At 48.7% G+C, this 18,054-nt stretch carries 17 protein-coding genes, 1 rRNA gene and 1 riboswitch; of the genes, 6 read left to right on the forward strand and 12 right to left on the reverse strand.

The annotated features are described in order from the left end of the window. Positions 1 to 251 precede the first annotated feature (251 nt). From FAY32_RS07110 to FAY32_RS07120, 3 genes are all read right to left on the reverse strand, one after another. A complete protein-coding gene (locus tag FAY32_RS07110) occupies positions 252 to 497 on the reverse strand; it encodes an LPXTG cell wall anchor domain-containing protein (RefSeq protein ID WP_143462756.1) in 246 nt (81 codons plus the stop codon). Positions 498 to 538: 41 nt separating this feature from the next. Continuing rightward, the gene (locus FAY32_RS07115) at positions 539 to 2,740 is read right to left on the reverse strand and encodes a MucBP domain-containing protein (protein ID WP_143462757.1); all 2,202 of its coding nucleotides are present in this window, start codon (positions 2,738 to 2,740) and stop codon (positions 539 to 541) included. Positions 2,741 to 3,030: 290 nt separating this feature from the next. Continuing rightward, positions 3,031 to 3,474 (reverse strand): GNAT family N-acetyltransferase, encoded by a 444-nt coding sequence (locus FAY32_RS07120; RefSeq protein ID WP_225428306.1) that lies wholly within the window; start codon positions 3,472 to 3,474, stop codon positions 3,031 to 3,033. Between the two features lie 79 nt (positions 3,475 to 3,553). Here FAY32_RS07120 and FAY32_RS07125 point away from each other — a divergent pair, with 79 nt between their 5' ends. The 5 genes from FAY32_RS07125 to FAY32_RS07145 all read left to right on the forward strand — a co-directional run bounded on the left by FAY32_RS07125 (position 3,554) and on the right by FAY32_RS07145 (position 8,606). Then, on the forward strand, positions 3,554 to 3,982 hold the full coding sequence (locus tag FAY32_RS07125; RefSeq protein ID WP_143462758.1) for a MarR family winged helix-turn-helix transcriptional regulator: 429 nt from the start codon (positions 3,554 to 3,556) through the stop codon (positions 3,980 to 3,982). Between the two features lie 142 nt (positions 3,983 to 4,124). After that, positions 4,125 to 5,567: an NADP-dependent phosphogluconate dehydrogenase gene (gndA, locus tag FAY32_RS07130; RefSeq protein ID WP_143462759.1), complete on the forward strand. Its 1,443-nt coding sequence runs from the start codon at positions 4,125 to 4,127 to the stop codon at positions 5,565 to 5,567. A 109-nt stretch (positions 5,568 to 5,676) separates the two neighbouring features. Continuing rightward, positions 5,677 to 6,936: a DUF2207 family protein gene (locus FAY32_RS07135; RefSeq protein ID WP_143462760.1), complete on the forward strand. Its 1,260-nt coding sequence runs from the start codon at positions 5,677 to 5,679 to the stop codon at positions 6,934 to 6,936. 295 nt (positions 6,937 to 7,231) lie between these two features. Beyond that, entirely contained in the window at positions 7,232 to 7,873 is a 642-nt protein-coding gene (locus tag FAY32_RS07140) for a helix-turn-helix transcriptional regulator (protein WP_143462761.1), read from the forward strand. A 109-nt stretch (positions 7,874 to 7,982) separates the two neighbouring features. Next, entirely contained in the window at positions 7,983 to 8,606 is a 624-nt protein-coding gene (locus FAY32_RS07145; protein ID WP_143462762.1) for a helix-turn-helix domain-containing protein, read from the forward strand. Between the two features lie 123 nt (positions 8,607 to 8,729). On the opposite strand, the gene FAY32_RS07150 is transcribed toward FAY32_RS07145, so the two are convergent. Beyond that, positions 8,730 to 8,993, reverse strand: coding sequence for a hypothetical protein (locus FAY32_RS07150; RefSeq protein WP_143462763.1), 264 nt, complete (start codon positions 8,991 to 8,993; stop codon positions 8,730 to 8,732). Between the two features lie 90 nt (positions 8,994 to 9,083). Then, entirely contained in the window at positions 9,084 to 9,725 is a 642-nt protein-coding gene (locus tag FAY32_RS07155; RefSeq protein WP_143462764.1) for an SDR family oxidoreductase, read from the reverse strand. Positions 9,726 to 9,932: 207 nt separating this feature from the next. Here FAY32_RS07155 and FAY32_RS07160 point away from each other — a divergent pair, with 207 nt between their 5' ends. Next, positions 9,933 to 10,280, forward strand: coding sequence for a hypothetical protein (locus FAY32_RS07160; RefSeq protein ID WP_143462765.1), 348 nt, complete (start codon positions 9,933 to 9,935; stop codon positions 10,278 to 10,280). Between the two features lie 84 nt (positions 10,281 to 10,364). Here FAY32_RS07160 and FAY32_RS07165 read toward each other — a convergent pair whose 3' ends face one another. From FAY32_RS07165 to rrf, 7 genes are all read right to left on the reverse strand, one after another. Further along, complete coding sequence (locus FAY32_RS07165) at positions 10,365 to 10,946, reverse strand: peroxiredoxin (protein WP_404820124.1); 582 nt, start codon at positions 10,944 to 10,946, stop codon at positions 10,365 to 10,367. Between the two features lie 194 nt (positions 10,947 to 11,140). After that, positions 11,141 to 11,306, forward strand: a riboswitch (M-box (ykoK) riboswitch). 990 nt (positions 11,307 to 12,296) lie between these two features. Beyond that, positions 12,297 to 12,929: a response regulator transcription factor gene (locus FAY32_RS07170; RefSeq protein WP_143462767.1), complete on the reverse strand. Its 633-nt coding sequence runs from the start codon at positions 12,927 to 12,929 to the stop codon at positions 12,297 to 12,299. Then, entirely contained in the window at positions 12,926 to 14,050 is a 1,125-nt protein-coding gene (locus tag FAY32_RS07175) for a sensor histidine kinase (protein WP_143462768.1), read from the reverse strand. The genes FAY32_RS07170 and FAY32_RS07175 overlap by 4 nt, the downstream gene beginning before the upstream one ends. Beyond that, positions 14,031 to 14,789 (reverse strand): ABC transporter permease, encoded by a 759-nt coding sequence (locus FAY32_RS07180; RefSeq protein ID WP_143462769.1) that lies wholly within the window; start codon positions 14,787 to 14,789, stop codon positions 14,031 to 14,033. The genes FAY32_RS07175 and FAY32_RS07180 overlap by 20 nt, the downstream gene beginning before the upstream one ends. Next, the gene (locus tag FAY32_RS07185) at positions 14,786 to 15,673 is read right to left on the reverse strand and encodes an ABC transporter ATP-binding protein (protein WP_143462770.1); all 888 of its coding nucleotides are present in this window, start codon (positions 15,671 to 15,673) and stop codon (positions 14,786 to 14,788) included. The genes FAY32_RS07180 and FAY32_RS07185 overlap by 4 nt, the downstream gene beginning before the upstream one ends. 516 nt (positions 15,674 to 16,189) lie before the next feature. Then, entirely contained in the window at positions 16,190 to 17,479 is a 1,290-nt protein-coding gene (locus FAY32_RS07190) for a cation:dicarboxylate symporter family transporter (protein WP_143462771.1), read from the reverse strand. Between the two features lie 481 nt (positions 17,480 to 17,960). Then, positions 17,961 to 18,054, reverse strand: a 5S ribosomal RNA gene (gene rrf, locus FAY32_RS07195); the annotation flags it as partial.

Consider the following 18,054-nt stretch of genomic DNA (forward strand, 5'->3'; position numbering starts at 1 on the left):
ATTGTTTATTATAGTTAATTGATGTATCCATATGACAATTCATTCAAAAACTAACTAAATTTATGCCATATTTGAGTTTGTCTTTCCTATCAGCTAATGAATTGTATAAACAAAGTCCAAAAACGCCAGTTTGAAGCGATTAACGAGCGGATTAAGTATCCCGAAAAAAACAGTAAGGCGGATACACACATCCGTCTTACTGCTGAATTTAACTATTTATTTTCAGATCAGTCCACAAACTGACTAACTGCTTAATGCGATTTTCGCTTAATACCTATTAGTCCCAAAATACCCCACACAACCGTTAAGCCGATGACTCCCCAGGTTGCCGAATTAACTGCTCGTTCACCCGTTTGCGGTAGAATGGTAGCAGCTTGTGCGCGTTTGCCTGGTTGTGCATGCGTTACGGCCAAATTAACCTTGTTTGGTAACGGTTTAGCCGTTGCTGGCTTGGGTTTAGCGATTGGCTTATTCGGGGTGTTAGGCACTGGGTTCACCTCAGCGCCACTACCGCCCTCTTCAAGGCTCGTATCGGGTGCTAATGTTTCATGACCACCGGGGTGCTAGGCGCTGGTGTTTGACCGCTACCGTGATTCCCGTCCCCTGGGTTACCGGGATTTGGCGTTTCGCCACCGCTGTGATTCCCATCTCCTGGGTTACCAGGCTTTGGCGTTTCGCCACCACCATGATTCCCGTCTCCTGGATTACCGGGATTTGGCGTTTCGCCACCGCCATGATTTCCATCTCCTGGGTTACCGGGATTTGGCGTTTCGCCACCGCCGTGATTTCCATCTCCTGGGTTACCGGGATTTGGCGTTTCGCCACCGCCGTGATTCCCATCCCCTGGGTTACCGGGATTTGGCGTTTCGCCACCGCCCGTTTCCACTGGCGCATAGATATAAGTGACGTCACTATCATTCTCACCGTACGTTCCCGTCGCATTTGTCGGTGTCGTCACTAACTTATATCCCTTAGGATTGGCCGGATGAGTTGTATACGCCGTGCCCACCATTCCTGAGTAGGTTTCATCGGGGGCAACCGTCTGGCCCTTGGCCGTTTGGTGGTGCACCGTCACTGTCGTTTGTTTAGCAGGTGGCGTCACGGGTGGTTTGACCTCATTTTTAGTATAGACATATGTCACTGTAATGGGGGTTGCGCTGTATTTACCAGCCGCATTCTCTGGCCGTCCTGTTAACGTATAACCCGTAATCTCAAGCGGCTTCGTGGTGTACGCTGTCCCTACTACTTCAGTGGGCAACACCTGATCCTTCGCAATGGCATTGCCCTTTTCATCGTGATACTGCACGGTAACCGTAGCCGCAGTGGGGGCAAGCACATACGGTTGAATGACGTAAAAATCCTCCTCATATTGTCCTGTTAAAAAGTAATGATCAGCCATGACAATTGCCTTAGTTTTATCATCTTCATATGGTAATTCCGCAGTCCCTGGCTTTTGATCTGGAATATCTTTGAAATAAAGTCCCCCCTTACCATCTGATTCGGAATTTCCTCCCGTAAAGTAGAAATGACTGTATGCCATATACGGCTCGAAGTCCACAAGGAGTTGCTCCTCAAGGTAGTCCGTCGGCATCAGTTGAACGACCTCGCCCGTAATCGTTTTACATTGGACCTGCAAATGTCCCGTGCGGTCCTTTTTGCTGACCAACAGGGGGTCAAGCACAATAACCTGACCGGTCTTATTGAAATAACTTCCTTTAAATCCCTTTAAGGGTGAGAAATCACGAATATGATTATTTAACAATGCCAGCGTTTTTAAATTCTTCAGATTAGACAAGGGCGAGATATCGGTAATTCGATTACCTTGAAGATCCAGATACGTCAATTTTTGCAAATCAGCCAAGGGCGACACATCAACAACGTCTCCGTAGATAGCCCCTACATTCTTCGATTGCAGATTAAGACTGGCGGCTGCACTTAACCACGTTAAATTTTTCGCGTATTGCAGGCCTTCCAATGAGAATGGCGTTTTACCATCAATATAGGTATCGTACTGATCGTCTATGCTCACATCAAAAGCACTTAGGCGTAAAAGATCCTCTTGTGTAATATCGGCGACGCTTTCCCAATTCTTATCAGTCTCATCCAGCTTTTGTAACGCCAGTAAAATTGCTTGTTGGAGGGCCTTATTGGGCATCCATTTATCGATCTCGTTTGTCGCTTTAGGTCTCACAGCGGTGATTGGTGCCTGCACAAGCTGACTTTGAACCAAAGAAGTTGCCGCTAGTCTTGGTGTGGCACTGGTCTGTGCACTTGACTCCGGCGACACGACAACTGGCGCTGAAGGGGTCTCCGGCACAACTGACGGCGGTGTCGTAGGAACAGCTGGAATTGTGACATTTGACACATTGTTAGGTTGCGTTGCCAAATCTGTATCGGTGGCGGGTGTTTCAGTAACTGGCGATTGATCGGTAATTTCCGCTGCCATCTCATGTGATTTCGCCGTGGTCGGTAACTCAGCTGCAGCCATCATATTACTCGTTTCGACTGCTGGCGTCGTTGCTACAGGGCTATTGGCCGTTGGTGTCAACGTCACGGTTGGATCAGCTAACCGTTGTGTAGCCGTTGCAGTCGTTACCTGCGAGGTCGCTGGGTCAGTAGTTGACCGTTCATCCGCATGCGCCGTTGCGTTACCAGCACCTAAAACCATAGCACCAGTCACAGCTCCTGCAATAGCCCAACGCTTACCGCTTTTATACATTCTATAATGTGTCTTAGTCACGTAATTCTCTCCCCTACTATAAAAGTCGCAATAAAATGTTGTCTATATACATTAATTGCATCGTTGATTATAGTCAACTGGATTATACGGGTGGCGATACGCTCAAAAAAAAAACCAAATTTCTATCTTAATTGAAATTCTCTTTCTAATATGCTAATGACTTGTATAAATAAGGTGGCAATATCAGTCTGAAGCGACCGAAACACCACCATTTTCAAACAAAAAAATCAGCAGCCAGGCGAACATTCATCCACCTTGACTGCTAATTTTAGCGTCCTTATTATCTATGTTTACAGTGCCGCCTTATCCATCCGAATGTGCGGCGTACTATTGAAAAGAAAAACATCCCCCACGGCCTCGTAACCAAATTTTTCGTAAAACTGCTGCTTGTCGACCTGGGCCTCAATACTGACGGGCAAGCCAGCAAAGTTCGCGTGCAACTCCGCTTCAATCTGAGCAACCAATTGCCGCCCCAACCCCTGACCGCGGCGTTCGGGAATCGTTAGGACCCGACCAAACGTCACGTGTTCCCGCTCCGTGAAAATTCGCGCATAGGCCACCAACCGACCGTCCTGATAACCGAGGATGTGCCGAGCGACCCGATCCGTCTCGTCGATTTCTTGGTAGACTCGCTGCTGAGCGACGACAAACGTCCGAATACGTTCAAATGCAACATCATAGAATTCTTGCGTCGTTAGCGCTTCAAAAGACTTAATTCGCCATTCAACCATCATAATATCTTCTTCCCATGTTATAATATGGTATCTAGTATCATTCATTTTAATTGCAAATGCAACTATAAAAGGAGAAATCATGCCAAATTCTTTTCGTAGTATCGGGCTTATCGCCCGGGTCACGGCCACCATGGGAAATCAACTTTTTCAGGCCGATGACCTCCAGAACAATCAATTTATCTATTTAATGCGGATCAACGAGACTCCCGGCATCACCCAGACTGAATTGGCTGACCAACTTCACGTCGACCCATCGACTTGCCTGCGCACGGTGCGGAAGTTGATCGCCAACCAGTACGTCACGCGACTGACCGATGCCACAAACAAGAAACGACGCCCGCTGCAAGCCACCGCCAAGGGGCAAGCCATGTACCCTGCCCTGCGGGACTACGAACAGCACGTTTTAGCCGTGGGGACGCAACATCTTTCGACTGGTGAACAGGCGCTCCTGGAAGAATTGCTGACCAAAGTCGCCCGGAATATGAAATCCTACCAACAGGACCATTAATTAAGCGTTTTGACCACTTGACCGTGAAAAATTTTAACGATTTTCAAAAAAATAAGACAAATGATTGTTCTTTCACATTGTTCAATGCTACACTAATGAGTGGAACGTCGTTACTAATTTTGAACGTAAAGGAAGGTTACTAATGGCAGATCAAAAAGCAAATATTGGTGTTGTTGGTATGGCTGTTATGGGCAAGAACTTAGCCCTAAACATTGAAAGTCGCGGTTACACGGTAGGTATCTTTAACCGGTCCGCAAGCAAGACTGAACAAGTCATGAAAGACCACAGCGAAAAGAAACTGATTCCTAGCTACAAGATTGAAGACTTCGTAAAGTCATTGGAAACGCCACGGCGGATTCTTTTGATGGTTAAGGCTGGTAAGCCAACCGATGCCGTTATTCATGAATTGCTCCCATTGCTCGACAAGGGTGACGTGCTGATCGATGGTGGGAACACAAACTTCCACGACACGATGGCACGTAACGCTGAACTCGACAAGTCCGGGATCAACTTTATCGGTATGGGGGTTTCCGGTGGTGAACTGGGTGCCTTACAAGGTCCTTCTTTGATGCCAGGTGGCCAAAAAGAAGCCTACGATCTCGTTGAACCTATCTTGACCAAGATTGCTGCTAAGGCACCACAAGATGGCAAGCCATGTGTGACTTACATTGGGCCTAACGGTGCTGGTCACTACGTTAAGATGGTCCACAACGGTATCGAATACGGTGATGAAGAGCTGATCGATGAAAGCTACAACATCATGCGTAACGTTGCCGGGATCTCAGTTGACGATATGGCTGACATCTTTAAAGAATGGAACAAGGGTGAACTGGACAGCTACTTAGTCGAAATCACCGCTGACATTTTGACACGGAAAGATGACTTAGGCGACGACAAGAACTTGCCAATCGTTGATGCCATCAAGGACCGTGGGAACAACAAAGGGACTGGTAAGTGGAGTTCCGAAGATGCTCTCGACGTTCAAGTGCCACAATCTGTCATTACGGAAGCCGTTTATGCCCGTTACATTTCCATGTTGAAGGACGAACGGGTCAAGGCTTCTAAGGTATTGCCAGCTGCTGAAAAGCAAGGCAAGGCTGAAATTGCTGACAGAGACAAGTTTGTTGAAGAAGTCCGTCAAGCGCTCTTCTTTGGTAAGCTGATGAGTTACGCCCAAGGATTCGAACAATTACGGTTCGCTTCCGAAGCTAACGATTGGAACCTGAAGTTTGGTGAATTAGCACAAATCTGGCGTGGCGGTTGCATTATCCGTGCCCAATTCCTGCAAAACATCACCGACGCCTTCGACAAGGATCCTAAGTTGACCAACTTGCTGTTCGATAGCTACTTCAAGGATATCGCTGGCAAGTATCAACAATCCATCCGTGACGTGGTTGCTATGGCCGTTCAAGCCGGCATCCCCGTTCCTAGTTTGTCCGCTGCTATCACTTACTACGATAGCTTCCGTGCAGAAGTTCTGCCTGCTAACTTGTTACAAGCACAACGGGACTACTTCGGTGCCCACACGTACGAACGGAACGACCGCGATGGGAACTTCCACTACACTTGGTACGAAGAACAATAAAGTTAACTTTAAATTGATTTTGAAAACTCACGGTCGTTTGGGCCGTGAGTTTTTTTGTCATCTGAAAATTTTAGTTCAGCGCTAATACTTATGCGCTGATTTTTTAATAATGATCGAAAAACCAGTCTTTTTGCGGCCCACAACCAACAAGCCACCTAACCAACTCGCCGTAACCAGCAGCATCAGCACCCACATCTGCGCGCAAAGCGGTATGATGCTAGCGACTAAGAAAGGGAGCGGTACCATGAACAAATGGATCAGTTGGCTGCTCGGTGGCATCGTCCTGGGTTGGACCCTGAGCAACAGCTCGTTAGCTTACGCCGCCACACTAGCGACCAACGGGCAACAGCAGCATCAGCTAGTGGGTTACTGGGGAATGGCTGGGCTAGTGCTCGCTGGCGTTATTGGCACTTGGGGGTGGCTGCACCAGCATCCGGCAAATCGTTATCCCCTGGCGATTCGCCCCACCCACATTACGAGTCAGCCACCAGTATCCCCCGGTCTCGCGGAAGTCCTGGTCGATCGCCATTGGCCGAACCCGGCGGCCCTGACCGGGGACGTGATGGCCGCTGTCGACCGTGGCGAAATCGAGATTGCGGCGACCCAGTCAACGGTGCGCCTGACCCGGACGGGAGACGTGAGCAATACCTTCCTTCAACACTGCTTCGACCAACTTGGCGATGCCGACAGTTTTACACTGACAGCGCTAGCGGATTTTTCTAAAACGGACAAACGGGGGCTGATCGGTCAGTGGTTTCGGGACTGGCAAAGTCAGTTGGATGCGGCTGCTAATGCCTATCAGGATCCCGCCAACAACTTGTACCGTCAACGACTGTGGACATTTACGCTTGGATTAACTGGCCTCATTGGGGGGTGGTTGCTCGTGGCTTGGATCATCGGTCCACCTTGGGCCCTGGCAACCACTCTAGCAAGTGGCCTACTCTTGGTATTCCTCTGGGGCTACCTGGTGCGCCACGCAACGGTAACGCCTTACAATGCATCGGGCCGTCAGTTGGTCGCCAATCTGCAAGCCCTGACGGCAACCCTGGCGCAACCTACTGATCAGCCAGCGACTGACCCGGACGACCTCACCCGCTGGACCCAACTCTTGCCCTACGCCGTTGCGTTTGGCCTGACGCTCTCGGTTACTGATCAGTTAACGACCAACTTCGGACCGGGCCGGCTGTCAATCGAGTTGGCCGACCGTTACCCGCTCTACTTTGAAAGTCACGACCAACAGCCGCTCGCCACCGTCATCCAACAAGCCCTCACCCACGCCATAGACGTCTCAACCGATGGCGCTTATCTCTCACGGAAAGGAAGTGGCTTGAACGGGAGCCATGCCGGTTTTGGGGGCGGTCAATCTTAAAAACTAAAGATTGAACGATGAAATTCAGGCTTCAACCCAGCATTGGTAAGTATTCGCATGGATCCAACCCATAGCTATCGGACTTAACCACTACGTTCCTAGTTCTAGGCCCATCGTTGTGACTAGAACAGGCATAGCCACTACTCTGGAACTTTCAAAAAAAGTAATTGGTCGGCCTCACGATTCAACTCATCTGCAGCTTTAAAACACCGCCGAATCAACGTTGCAAGCAAACTTAGCTAGGCAGGATCAGCTAAGTTTGCTATGCTTAACAAAAGATTCGGGGAGGAATTTTATGACACTCGGCGAAAAATTAAAACAAGCACGGACCGACCATCATCTCACCCAAAGTGATGTTGCTCAACACGTAACCGTCTCGCGCCAGACTATTTCAAGCTGGGAAACAGGGAAAAGCTATCCGGACATCGACAGTCTCGTCATTTTGAGTGACCTGTACGGTATCTCACTGGACGTTCTGATTAAAGAAGATGCTGGCATGCAGCATTACTTACAGAAACCAGAGATTCTAAAAAAATTACGGCCAGTTCACCAGGCGATGCTGATTCTAAATGAACTGTTTATCGTCACGCTTTTGTTCTTTATTCCTAGTCGCAACGGCGCTTGGGTTCTCATCGCGGCCTTCTTAGCCAGCATTGTGGGATTCCTCTACTTACAGAAGTTTGAGGAACAGCTCAGTCCCTTGCCCCTTTCAGAACAACGATGGCGTAACGGGTGGTTGCCAGGTGTCATCAACATCGGCATTTCGACTGGCGCGTTGCTCATTACCCACTGGTGGCCTATCGCCAGCCCCATCGCAGATAACCTTGTCAGCTTGGTCATGATCTCCTGGTTGACACTGTTCGGTCTCTGGGTTGATCGCGTCATTCACCGACTCAAAGCCCAAGAAAATGCGATTGTTAAGCAAAAACATTTCTAAACTGACAGCTGGCTAATCCCCGCCACAGCAGCGTTGCAGAGAATCTTTGCTAGACACTTTTAACCGAACGAACCTATACTAGACTCATCAACTAGAGGGGGAATCTATCATGGAATTCGGGGAAAGTATTAAACGAACACGGCAACATCGCAACCTCACTCAGGAAGCCGTTGCCCACCATTTACACGTCACGCGGCAGACAATTTCGAGTTGGGAACGGGGCAAGAGTTATCCCGATATTGATACACTGATTCAGTTGAGTGATTACTATCAACTTTCGTTAGACACCTTGCTCAAGAAAGATTCTGGGTTAACAGAAACCCTGCGTAAACCAGTCGTACTCAAATCGATTCAACCAATCATAAAAAATTTAACGATTGTGGATGTTATTTTCTTAATCGCGCTAGTCTTTGCGCACCAGTTCTTCATGGTTAAAGGTCTGCTCTATTTAATGGGTCTAATCAACATCTTGACACTGCAGAAATTAAATAGATTCGCCGAAATACTGAACGATAGCGACATCTATGCGCGGTGGTCCAAGCGGCGGTCGTGGGTCCTCTTGATTGCGATCAGTAGCGCCATCGCCGCCATCGGTCTCAGAACTGCCCACCTGCTCCCGTTGGCTGGCGACTTTGCGTTCTTGGCAGCCGGTGCCGGTAGCGCCTTTATTCTCGCCGAGTTTTACTTTCTCTTTCAGCGCTACCATGCTAAGCGGTTGGGGCAATTGCCTTAACACTAAGCTCGCCTGTCAAATCGGTTAAACTTAATCTTCTAAACCGCAAAAACACCACGAGAAATCATTGCTGACTTCTCGTGGTGTTTTTTAGTTCTTTTAAAACATATTTTACAAGCCACTCTACTGCCGCGTATGGCCGCCAGCCGTCATCCCCACTAAGTTATCCTGCAACACCATTTGAATCGCGTGGAGGTTCTCCCAGTGGTCAATTTCGGTCGCTAAGCCCGCTTGCCACTCTGCTTTTTCACGGCTCTTGGCAATGAACCGCTCCCAGTCTAAATCAGCGGTGGTTCGATCGTTCGTTTGCCGCCATTTCGCCCACTCATCGAGGTGTTTCGCTAACTCTAGGGCTTCCGGTCGCGTTAATACTAAGTTCTCAGTCATCATCATGGCCTCCTTAGCAAAAATCTGACGAACAGTCCATTTACTTAAATTAAGTTTACCAAGAAACATCAACCAACGCGACTAATGTGCTCACAATTGTTCAAGCACCTGTCCAATCGGCGTATCACCACTCAGCAATGGAATCGTTTTGCGACTGGCCTGTGGGGCATGCAAGGCAGCCACTAGAAACGCAGCGAGGTCCGCGCGCGGAATGCTGCCAACCGCCAGTGGCTCGCTCTTCACCTTGCCCGTTCCCGCGTGAAAGGACAATGCCCCCGGTTGCACAATCGTATAGTTTAGATTGGTTTGATTGACCAACCAATTGTCGGCATAAAATTTCGCCACGTACAGTGATTTCAATGGATCCGCCCACCGATTGCGGTCTTCAGCAAACAACATGCTGATCATCAAGAAGCGGTCAACACCCGCAATTTCAGCAGCCTGCATGGTCTTCACGGCACCATCGAGGTCGACCAATAACGTCATATCGTCCTTGGTCCGACTGCCGGACCCGGCTGCAAAGATGACGGCCTCCACGTCCAGCATGACGTTCGCCAGTTGTTCCGGCTTACTGAGCAGGTCCATCTGACGGACCGTGACGCCCTGATCCTCCCAGTCCTCGCCATCTTCGCTAAAGCGTAACCCGGCAATTGGATCATCCCCGCTAGCTAATAAATCCGCAATCAACAGGCGCCCGACTTGGCCGTTGGCGCCTACGACTAAAACTCGCATAACCTAACAAACTCCCTTCAACACTCTCATTGTTTCATTATACAACGCCATGAGAGCGTTTTAATTCGTTAACTGTAAAAAAAATTGACGCTGTCTGCTTTACCCTACGTCATTTTGTGCCATAATGAAATTGAAGCGAAAAATATATTGCACGGGAATCACTTAACCGCTAGATTGTTGCTTACGACTTTTGAGGAGGTCTGCACTTTGCAGAATCAAGATTTAACCATTAACGACTTAGACGAACACGCACAACAAACGGCTTTGACCGACTTTGCCAAGTTTTACTTACGGCACTACAAGACCAACGATTTGGAAATTTTATCCCAATACAAGGTTGATTATGCCATGAACGATATCAACATGTACCTGTACGCGAACAAGAATTTCCACCCCGATGAACTAGTTGCTGGCGTCTTATCTCTGAAGCGTGAGTTGTTCATGTCCATTCTATCCACGATGGCTATCGCATTCAACGAAAACGGTTCTCTCAAGGACACCACTTGGGAAGGCTGGTACCAACAAGAATACGCTAAGGTCGTCGAAGGTAAGTAATACCTAACTGATAATAAACGACCATCGTCGGCAGAAAATGCTGGCGGTGGTCGTTTTTAAATACACTAACTCATTTCAACTGGCTTAAATCTTACCAACTAAATCGGTCCCTGGCTTCAGCGTTTCTTCGCCTGGATGCCAGTTAGCTGGGCAGACACGGTCACCGTGTTCCGCAACGAATTGTGCGGCAGTCAGTGTCCGCAAAATTTCGCCGGCATTGCGGCCGATGCCCATATCATTAATCGTGTAAGAACGCACTTCACCTTGGGGATCTAGAATGAAGACACCCCGGTAAGCTTGACCGGCCGCTTCATCGAGCACACCATAGTGCCGTGCCAACTCGCCAGCGGGATCCGCAATCATTGGATACTTGACCTGACCGACCTCTTCACTTTGTTCGTGCCAAGCCTGGTGAACAAACTCGGTATCCTCGGAAACACTGTAGATCTCTGCATTTTGCTTCTGAAATGCCGCGTAGTGGGCCGCTAAGTCGCCAAGTTCCGTGGGACAAACAAACGAAAAGTCTGCTGGGTAAAAGAACAGAATTGACCAGTGGCCGCGTAAATCATCCGCCGTTAAGGCTTTGACCTCACCGTCCTGATACGCATTGACTTGAAAATCGGGTAACGCTGAACCAATATAATTCACGATAATTTCTCCCCTCATTTTCTGAATTCTGAATCACCTTTAGCATAACCGTTTTCAACATTTAAATCAAGAATGATTCTAAACTAGCGTTGGAAACGCCGGTCTTCCTATAACTATTTTTATAGTAAGTTATTATAATTATTATTTGCTGGAAGTTGAGTCTTTTGCTTGCACTTGCTTTGAAAATGGTATACACTATTTACATAGGATAAATCAGAAGCTGTTAGGTGAGGCTCCTATACGGAAAATGCTACTGCTCAGAAACGTCGAGAAACGCCAATGAGTCAGCTGTTCAGGTCAATTTAAGGCCTGATCTAATGTAGCTGTTATGAACTAACTACGCCGTATAGTGCTAAAACTCAACGACTAGCCAAAACTCACACATGTTTTTTGTGGTGCGCTTAGCTAGTTGTGGCTAAGCGCTTTTTCGTTTATCCCCCGTCCATCCCTGTCGACTAAACACCTTGGAGGTGATTGAACATGACATCGCAACTTTTAGATGATCCCGGAGCGTGTTATAACTCGCCGGTGGGAAAGTTACTGCCTGTTCACCCCTCTTGGTTGACGCTTTGAGGAGAACGGAACTCTAGCTTTCCCTTACCCGGGCCCCGTAGCTTGATGCGGGGGGTTCGATTGGCAGATTTTAAACAGAATCGACTGACCACATTATTTCAGACGCTGTCGGCGTTGTAACCGACCGTAACTCGTCTGAACTTCCCGAACTCGTTCGTGGATCAGTCGGGTTCAAGCCACTTAATGGATAACGCAAGCTAGAGTTACGCCCTTTTTCTCGGCACTATTCGGCATGGATGCATTGACGTGCTAACCAGGATAGCGTTACAACCTCGTAACTATGCTTCACCGCTGGGGGAACCCGGTGGGGAGAAGAAGATTAGTAACTGACGCCGTTTCAACTAGGCTGGTTTTTAATCTCTGAACGGTCGAAAGAAGTCACAACAAGACAATACCAAACCGATTCCGGTTAATCACGTGAATTGGCGGCGCCCATGGGCTGATGGGAATCACCCCGCAAGTGTGTTACCGCCACGCAGCGTGATTGCGCTGGTATTCATTTGAAGACATTGCTCCAACAGTAAAGCAGGTCACCATTCGCGAAGGATGGTGACCTGCTTTTTTAGTGGTTGCTTCCAACCCAGTTTAGTCCAACTTGTCGCTGCTGGTCGGCGAAGCGATGAAGGATCATCATTTTCATTGCTAACGCGGCTGGGACATAACTCTCGGACTCTTTTTGCACTCCGAACGTCTATAGCTGAAACGTGGAACAAAAGGCAGTCAACTCCGCTTAACCCCGATAGACAAACAATCCAAGCCCGGGATTATTCGTCTATCGACGTTAATGCTCATTGACTAACCGCCTTTTGTTCCACTCTCGTTAGTTAACCACTTATTATCCTTCGCAACTTTAATGGCTTCCAAGCGGTTATGAACACCTAGTTTACTGAAAATGGCTGACAAGTAGTTGCGGACCGTTCCCGCGGAGAGGTATAAGTTAGCCGCAATCGTCTTCGTAGATAATCCCTTATCAGCTTCCGCTAAAACGGCCAGTTCGCGACTGGTCAGCGGATTTGTGGCCGCTGAAAACATGTTAACCACTAACTCAGGCGCGTAGACTGTCTTGCCCTGCATGACCTGCCGAATCGTGTCAATTAAGTCGTCACTCGGACTATCCTTTAACAAGTAGCCGGCCACTTGCGCGTTGACGGCCCGCTCAAAATAAGCCTGCTGGGCAAAGGTCGTTAGGATCACCACTTTGGTCTCCCAGTCCGCGGCCCGGAGCCGATCCGCAACGTCCAGTCCCGACATCCCCGGAATTTCAATATCTAAAATCGCCACTTGTGGCCGTAACTGTTGTAAGTCGACCCACGCCGTCTTGCCATCACGAGCACTGCCGACCACGTGCAAATCATCTTCTAGTTCCAAGAGTTGGGTCAACGCGGAGTTCAACATACTTTGGTCTTCGGCTAGATAAAGCGTAATCACTTCACATTTTCCTCCTTTGGTAAACTCAGGGTCACACGAGTTCCGTGGGCTTGGGCTTCAATCGCAAACGTCCCGTGCGCGTTCAACATCCGGGTGCGCATCCCCTGAATCCCATTTGCATTCGGCCGACTGAGCGTCCCACCTTTACCGTCATCTTGTAATTGAACATGGTAACCTAGGTCAGTTAGCTGAAAGGTCACGAACACATTACGGGCCTGCGCGTGGCGAATGACGTTGGTCATGGCTTCAACGAGGGCTTCCGCAAAAACCCCCTGCACCCGCGTTGGCCACTGGGTGGCAGCCGCTTCACCAGTGGTCGTCAGCCAAACGTTGGCCGCCACTAGGTTACGACTCTGATTAAGCAACATCTCACTTAACGACTGCTGGTGCAGATCGTTGACGATCGACCGAACCAGCTGTAAATTTTGCCGGCTAGTTTGCTCAATATCGGTCAACTCAGCGGCGACCCGTTCGGGGGCTTTGACCAATAACTTCTTGACCAGCTCTGTTTTGAGTGTGATCATCGAAAAGCTCTGCCCCAGGGTATCATGCAGGTCCCGGGCGATTCGTTCCCGTTCGTCCCGTTGAATAATGGCTTGCAGTCGCCGGTTAGTTTGCTGCAACTGCCGCTGCCGCCAAATTGACCGCGTGAACGTGTAAGCCATGATAGGGGACAGTAGCGGAAAGATTAAACCCACGACTGCGCCATTTTGCCAACTAAACAACTGGTGATCTAGGACCACATCATGCATAAGACCCATTAAAATCATCGCGTAGTAACCGGTGATGAATTGATAAAAATATTTTTTAGGTCTGCGTCCTAAGATAAACGCGACTTGCCACCCCGGGAAAATAATCATGTAGTTATTGGCGCCCCAGATGGCAAAGAGGCCCGTCACAACTAACTCTAACGGCATCGTGATTCGGCGCCACACTGGCTTTTCAATCACGAGAATATAGAGAATTAAAAAGCAGCCCAGCAAGCTTAACCACACTATATTTTGCCATCCGGTCACTGGCAAGTACATCGCAACTGAATACGGCAAGTAGCCCAGCCAAATATAGCTGGACCACGTTAAATTTTTGAATTTTTGTCGCCATTTATGCCCGAACAACCCCATCACTCCGTTTTAATAATAACCGGACGCTAACGATGACCACGACTAGCAGGCTTATCATCCACGCACCGGTCCCCAAGATATCTGATGTCAACAGTGTACCATGAGTGGCGACCCGTCCCAACCAATCGTTAATCAAATAAGTCGGCATGAGCTTACCAATTGGTTGCAGCCAGTTCGGTAACAGTCCTAACGGCCACCACAAGCCACTAATAATCGCCATTGGAAAGGTAATTAAGTTGCTTAAGACGCTGAGCGTTTCGGCACGTTCAACAAATGACATCAAAACACCGAGTAACATCGTGGACAGTTGCCCTAAAATGGCAATCCCCGCAATTGCCCCCCACTGCGCAACTGATAGCGACACGTGGTTGACCCCCATGGCGATTCCACCGAGGACGACGACGGATGACGTGTTCATTAATAGACTCCAACACCCAATTGACAAGTAGTAAGGCCGAATACCGGTCGGCGATAGCCAGCACCACTGCAAGATCCCCGCTTCACGGTCCCGTTGTAAAAAAGCAGCGATGCCAAACAAGGCGTTGATCGTACCACTGTAAACAATCATGCTCCCCATGTATTTCACATTGAAACTAGCGGGAACGTTGCCAGTGACCATTACCTTAGTAAATAACAAGTAAAAGCCGGCGGGCATGACCAGGGAAAAGAATTGGAATGAAAAATTCCGTAAGATTAGTCGACGACCGTCAAATTTAAAGCGTTCAAACCAAGCATTCATGCGATGACCCCCTTAGTCAAATGGACAAAGATATCCGTCAATGATTCGCGTTTAATCGTGACTTGTCGTAAGTCAGCCAAAACTGGTGCCAGGGCCTGAAGCGTGGCGTCACCCGCTTCACTACTAATATTCAGTCGTGGTCCCGTCTTAGTAACCGCAGTGACCCCCGGTAAGTTTTCAAAGGCCGCCACTGGCAACGCCGTCTGACAAGTGATTTCAACTTGCTGGTACTGTTCTTGAAGTGCTTGGAACGTACCTTGAAAGGCAATCTCGCCGTTGCGCAATAAGCAAATTCGGTCGGCGACAGCCTGAATTTCAGGTAAATAATGGCTGGTAATCACGATCGTTTTACCGGCGGCTTTTAATTGCTGAATCCCGCGCCAGAAGGCTTGTTGTGCGTTGGTATCCATTCCGACCGTCGGCTCATCTAAAAATAATAGGTCCGGATTGCCAACTAATGCGAGGGCAAACGTCACCCGGCGGAGTTGACCACCGGATAATGCGGTCAAGCGTTGTTTGGCAATGGCGGTCAATTCCAAGTTTTTCAGCAGGGTCGTCACGTTTAAGGCTTCGGGATACTGCGCCGCTGCTAAGCGTAAAACCTCTTGTACGGTCACCCCGCGAATGACCATGTCTTTTTGCCGCATGGTCCCAATTTTTTGTTTTGCAATCGGGGCTCCCGGTTGCTGACCAAACAGGTGTAACTGCCCGCGACGAACAGAAAACAGACCGAGCATTAAATTAAGCAAGGTGGTCTTGCCGGCGCCATTTTCACCGATCAGCCCAATAATTTCTCCAGGATCAATCGACAACGTCACGTCTTTTAGGACGGCGTGGGCGCCGTAACTGAACTGTAACTGCGTTGCTTGAATAATTGGTTTCATTGTACTTGCCCCCTCATGGAATAACTTCAGTGTAGCAAGTTACCGGTTAGGCTAATAGGCGCTTTTGTCATGACTTCGATGTGACAAATGTCATGAGTTGGTTTCGAAATCGGCTGACCGGTTAAGTTGCCATCCTCATCTACTTCTAAAGCGGAACGTTCACTAACAATATTCGACTTTCAACGCCGGTTCAGCGAAAAAGGGTCCTTCTTCAACTTTTTAGGAGTGCCTTTAGGCCCAGTTGCGGACGGTAAAACGATTATACCCAAAAGGCCCTCCATAAGAAATGGCGGGTCAAATTCTGCTCGGGCATCAACACCCAATATTGTAAAACCATAAAAAAAGAGCCTAGGCCAAAACTTTGGCCCAGACTCTTTTGTGCTCTGAATGGCTGAAACGTGGAACCCAAGTCCGTCAACTCCGCTTAACCCCGATAGACAAGCAACCCAAGTCCGGGATTATTCGTCTGTTCATACTCATTGACTAACCGTCTTTTATCCCACACTACTTCAGCAATTAAGCTTTCGCCTTCGCTCGCCGCATCTCCTGCAGGTAAGCTTGGCTCTTTTCTTCACTAAATTCATGTTCAGATTTTCCGATAATCACGGTTGCCAAGGAATTACCGACCACGTTAACCGCGGTCCGGCCCATGTCGACTAACCGGTCGATCCCGGCGATAAAGGTCAAACCACTCATAGGAACCCCAATCGTCGAAACGGTCGCTAGTAAGACCACGAAGGATGCGCCAGGTACCCCGGCCATCCCTTTACTCGTAATCATCAAGACCACCAAGAGGGTAATCTGTTGGCCTAAGCTCAGATGAATGTGATAGGCCTGTGCCAAGAACAGTGCCGCCAATGATTGGTAGATGGCAGACCCATCCAAGTTGAACGTGTACCCGGTAGGAATCACGAAGGAGACGATCCCCTGGCTGACCCCAAACTTGTCCATTTTGTCGATCAACCGGGGTAAGGTCGCTTCGGAACTGGCTGTGGAGAATGCGAGCACGGCTTCATCTTTAATCACGTACAAGAGATCCCACAATTTGAAATGGAACATCCGGGCGACGATTCCCATGAAGACCACGATGAAAACTACCATGGTTCCGTAGGCCAATACGATAAAGTAGCCTAAGGGCGCCAGCGCCGAGATCCCCATCTGGGCAATCGTGACCCCAATCAAGGCACACACCCCGATTGGCGCCGTATGCATGACCCAGTTGGTTACGCGGAACATCACCTGTGACACAGCATCTAAAACGTCAATGATGACCTGTCCTTGTTTGCCGATGGCTGCGGTTCCTAAACCAAAGAAGACGGAGAAGAAGATGACCGGCATCATATCCCCCTCACCCAGCGACTTGAAAATGTTGGTAGGAATAATGCCCATTAAGGTTGACCAAATCCCCGTATTCTGCGCTGACTTGGCCGAGGAGACGTACTGACTGATATCCGTACTATGTAGTTGGTGAATGTCGATAAAGTCCCCAGGATGGAAAATATTACCGACCAGCAGTCCTAAAGCAATCGCAATGGTCGTCATAATTTCGAAGTAGATGATGGTCTTCCCACCAACCCGGCCCAATTGCTTGATGTCTCCCATATTCGCAATTCCAACGGTTAAACACGAGACCACGATTGGTAGAACGATCATTTGAATCAAGCCAATAAACATGTTCCCAATGTTTTGCATGGCGGTAATGGCCACTTTATTTTGATAAAAGACCGCTCCCAGGATAATCCCAAGTACCAGCCCAATCAAAATCTGCCACCCCAGACTCAGGCGGTAGTTACGATACTTTTTCATGTGTGTCACCCATTCTCTCTTTTATAAAGATTAGTCGTACGCGTTTGATTGTTCGGGTAACCGGGGCCACCCATAACAATAACTATGATAGCACACCACGGCGATTAGGCCAAAGTTCTCCTGAACAAATCCGTCGTATAAAAATGATAATAATCACCAATAAGCAAACTTAATCGGGTGATTCAGCAGTTAACATTCGGGTGATTGGATCAACAGCATAATTTTCCAGACAATTCTGAGACCAGCTAGTCGGCATGACGCTGCCACTATCGGGTACCGGTCATCATTTAATCATCCGCATATTCAATCAAGGAGGTGTGCTTCCCCTTGTGGACGGCCATGACGACCTACGCACAACGGTTCTCGCTTGTTTCACTGTTGACGCCGCGCAGTCGCCATTCCTTCTACGCTGGCGGTCATGCGCCACTACTGGTTTTATTTTTTGCACAAAAAAGGAACCCATCTCTGGGTTCCTACGTTCGCGTGGCAACGTCCTATCCTCGCAGGGGGCGATCCCCCAACTACTATCGGCGTGCTAAAGCTTAACTTCCGTGTTCGGCATGGGAACGGGTGTA

This window comes from Levilactobacillus enshiensis, from assembly GCF_007115095.1.
Lineage (GTDB): Bacteria > Bacillota > Bacilli > Lactobacillales > Lactobacillaceae > Levilactobacillus > Levilactobacillus enshiensis.

What these genes read in the sequence shown, in the direction of transcription:
- FAY32_RS07145 (WP_143462762.1), top strand. Translation starts at nt 7,983, where the DNA reads ATGGAATTCGGGGAAAGTATTAAACGAACACGGCAACATCGCAACCTC.
- FAY32_RS07135 (WP_143462760.1), top strand. Translation starts at nt 5,677, where the DNA reads ATGATCGAAAAACCAGTCTTTTTGCGGCCCACAACCAACAAGCCACCT.
- FAY32_RS07150 (WP_143462763.1), bottom strand. Translation starts at nt 8,993, where the DNA reads ATGACTGAGAACTTAGTATTAACGCGACCGGAAGCCCTAGAGTTAGCG.
- FAY32_RS07155 (WP_143462764.1), bottom strand. Translation starts at nt 9,725, where the DNA reads ATGCGAGTTTTAGTCGTAGGCGCCAACGGCCAAGTCGGGCGCCTGTTG.
- gndA (WP_143462759.1), top strand. Translation starts at nt 4,125, where the DNA reads ATGGCAGATCAAAAAGCAAATATTGGTGTTGTTGGTATGGCTGTTATG.
- FAY32_RS07120 (WP_225428306.1), bottom strand. Translation starts at nt 3,474, where the DNA reads ATGATGGTTGAATGGCGAATTAAGTCTTTTGAAGCGCTAACGACGCAA.
- FAY32_RS07125 (WP_143462758.1), top strand. Translation starts at nt 3,554, where the DNA reads ATGCCAAATTCTTTTCGTAGTATCGGGCTTATCGCCCGGGTCACGGCC.
- FAY32_RS07140 (WP_143462761.1), top strand. Translation starts at nt 7,232, where the DNA reads ATGACACTCGGCGAAAAATTAAAACAAGCACGGACCGACCATCATCTC.
- FAY32_RS07190 (WP_143462771.1), bottom strand. Translation starts at nt 17,479, where the DNA reads ATGAAAAAGTATCGTAACTACCGCCTGAGTCTGGGGTGGCAGATTTTG.
- FAY32_RS07180 (WP_143462769.1), bottom strand. Translation starts at nt 14,789, where the DNA reads ATGAATGCTTGGTTTGAACGCTTTAAATTTGACGGTCGTCGACTAATC.
- FAY32_RS07175 (WP_143462768.1), bottom strand. Translation starts at nt 14,050, where the DNA reads ATGGGGTTGTTCGGGCATAAATGGCGACAAAAATTCAAAAATTTAACG.
- FAY32_RS07165 (WP_404820124.1), bottom strand. Translation starts at nt 10,946, where the DNA reads ATGAGGGGAGAAATTATCGTGAATTATATTGGTTCAGCGTTACCCGAT.
- FAY32_RS07185 (WP_143462770.1), bottom strand. Translation starts at nt 15,673, where the DNA reads ATGAAACCAATTATTCAAGCAACGCAGTTACAGTTCAGTTACGGCGCC.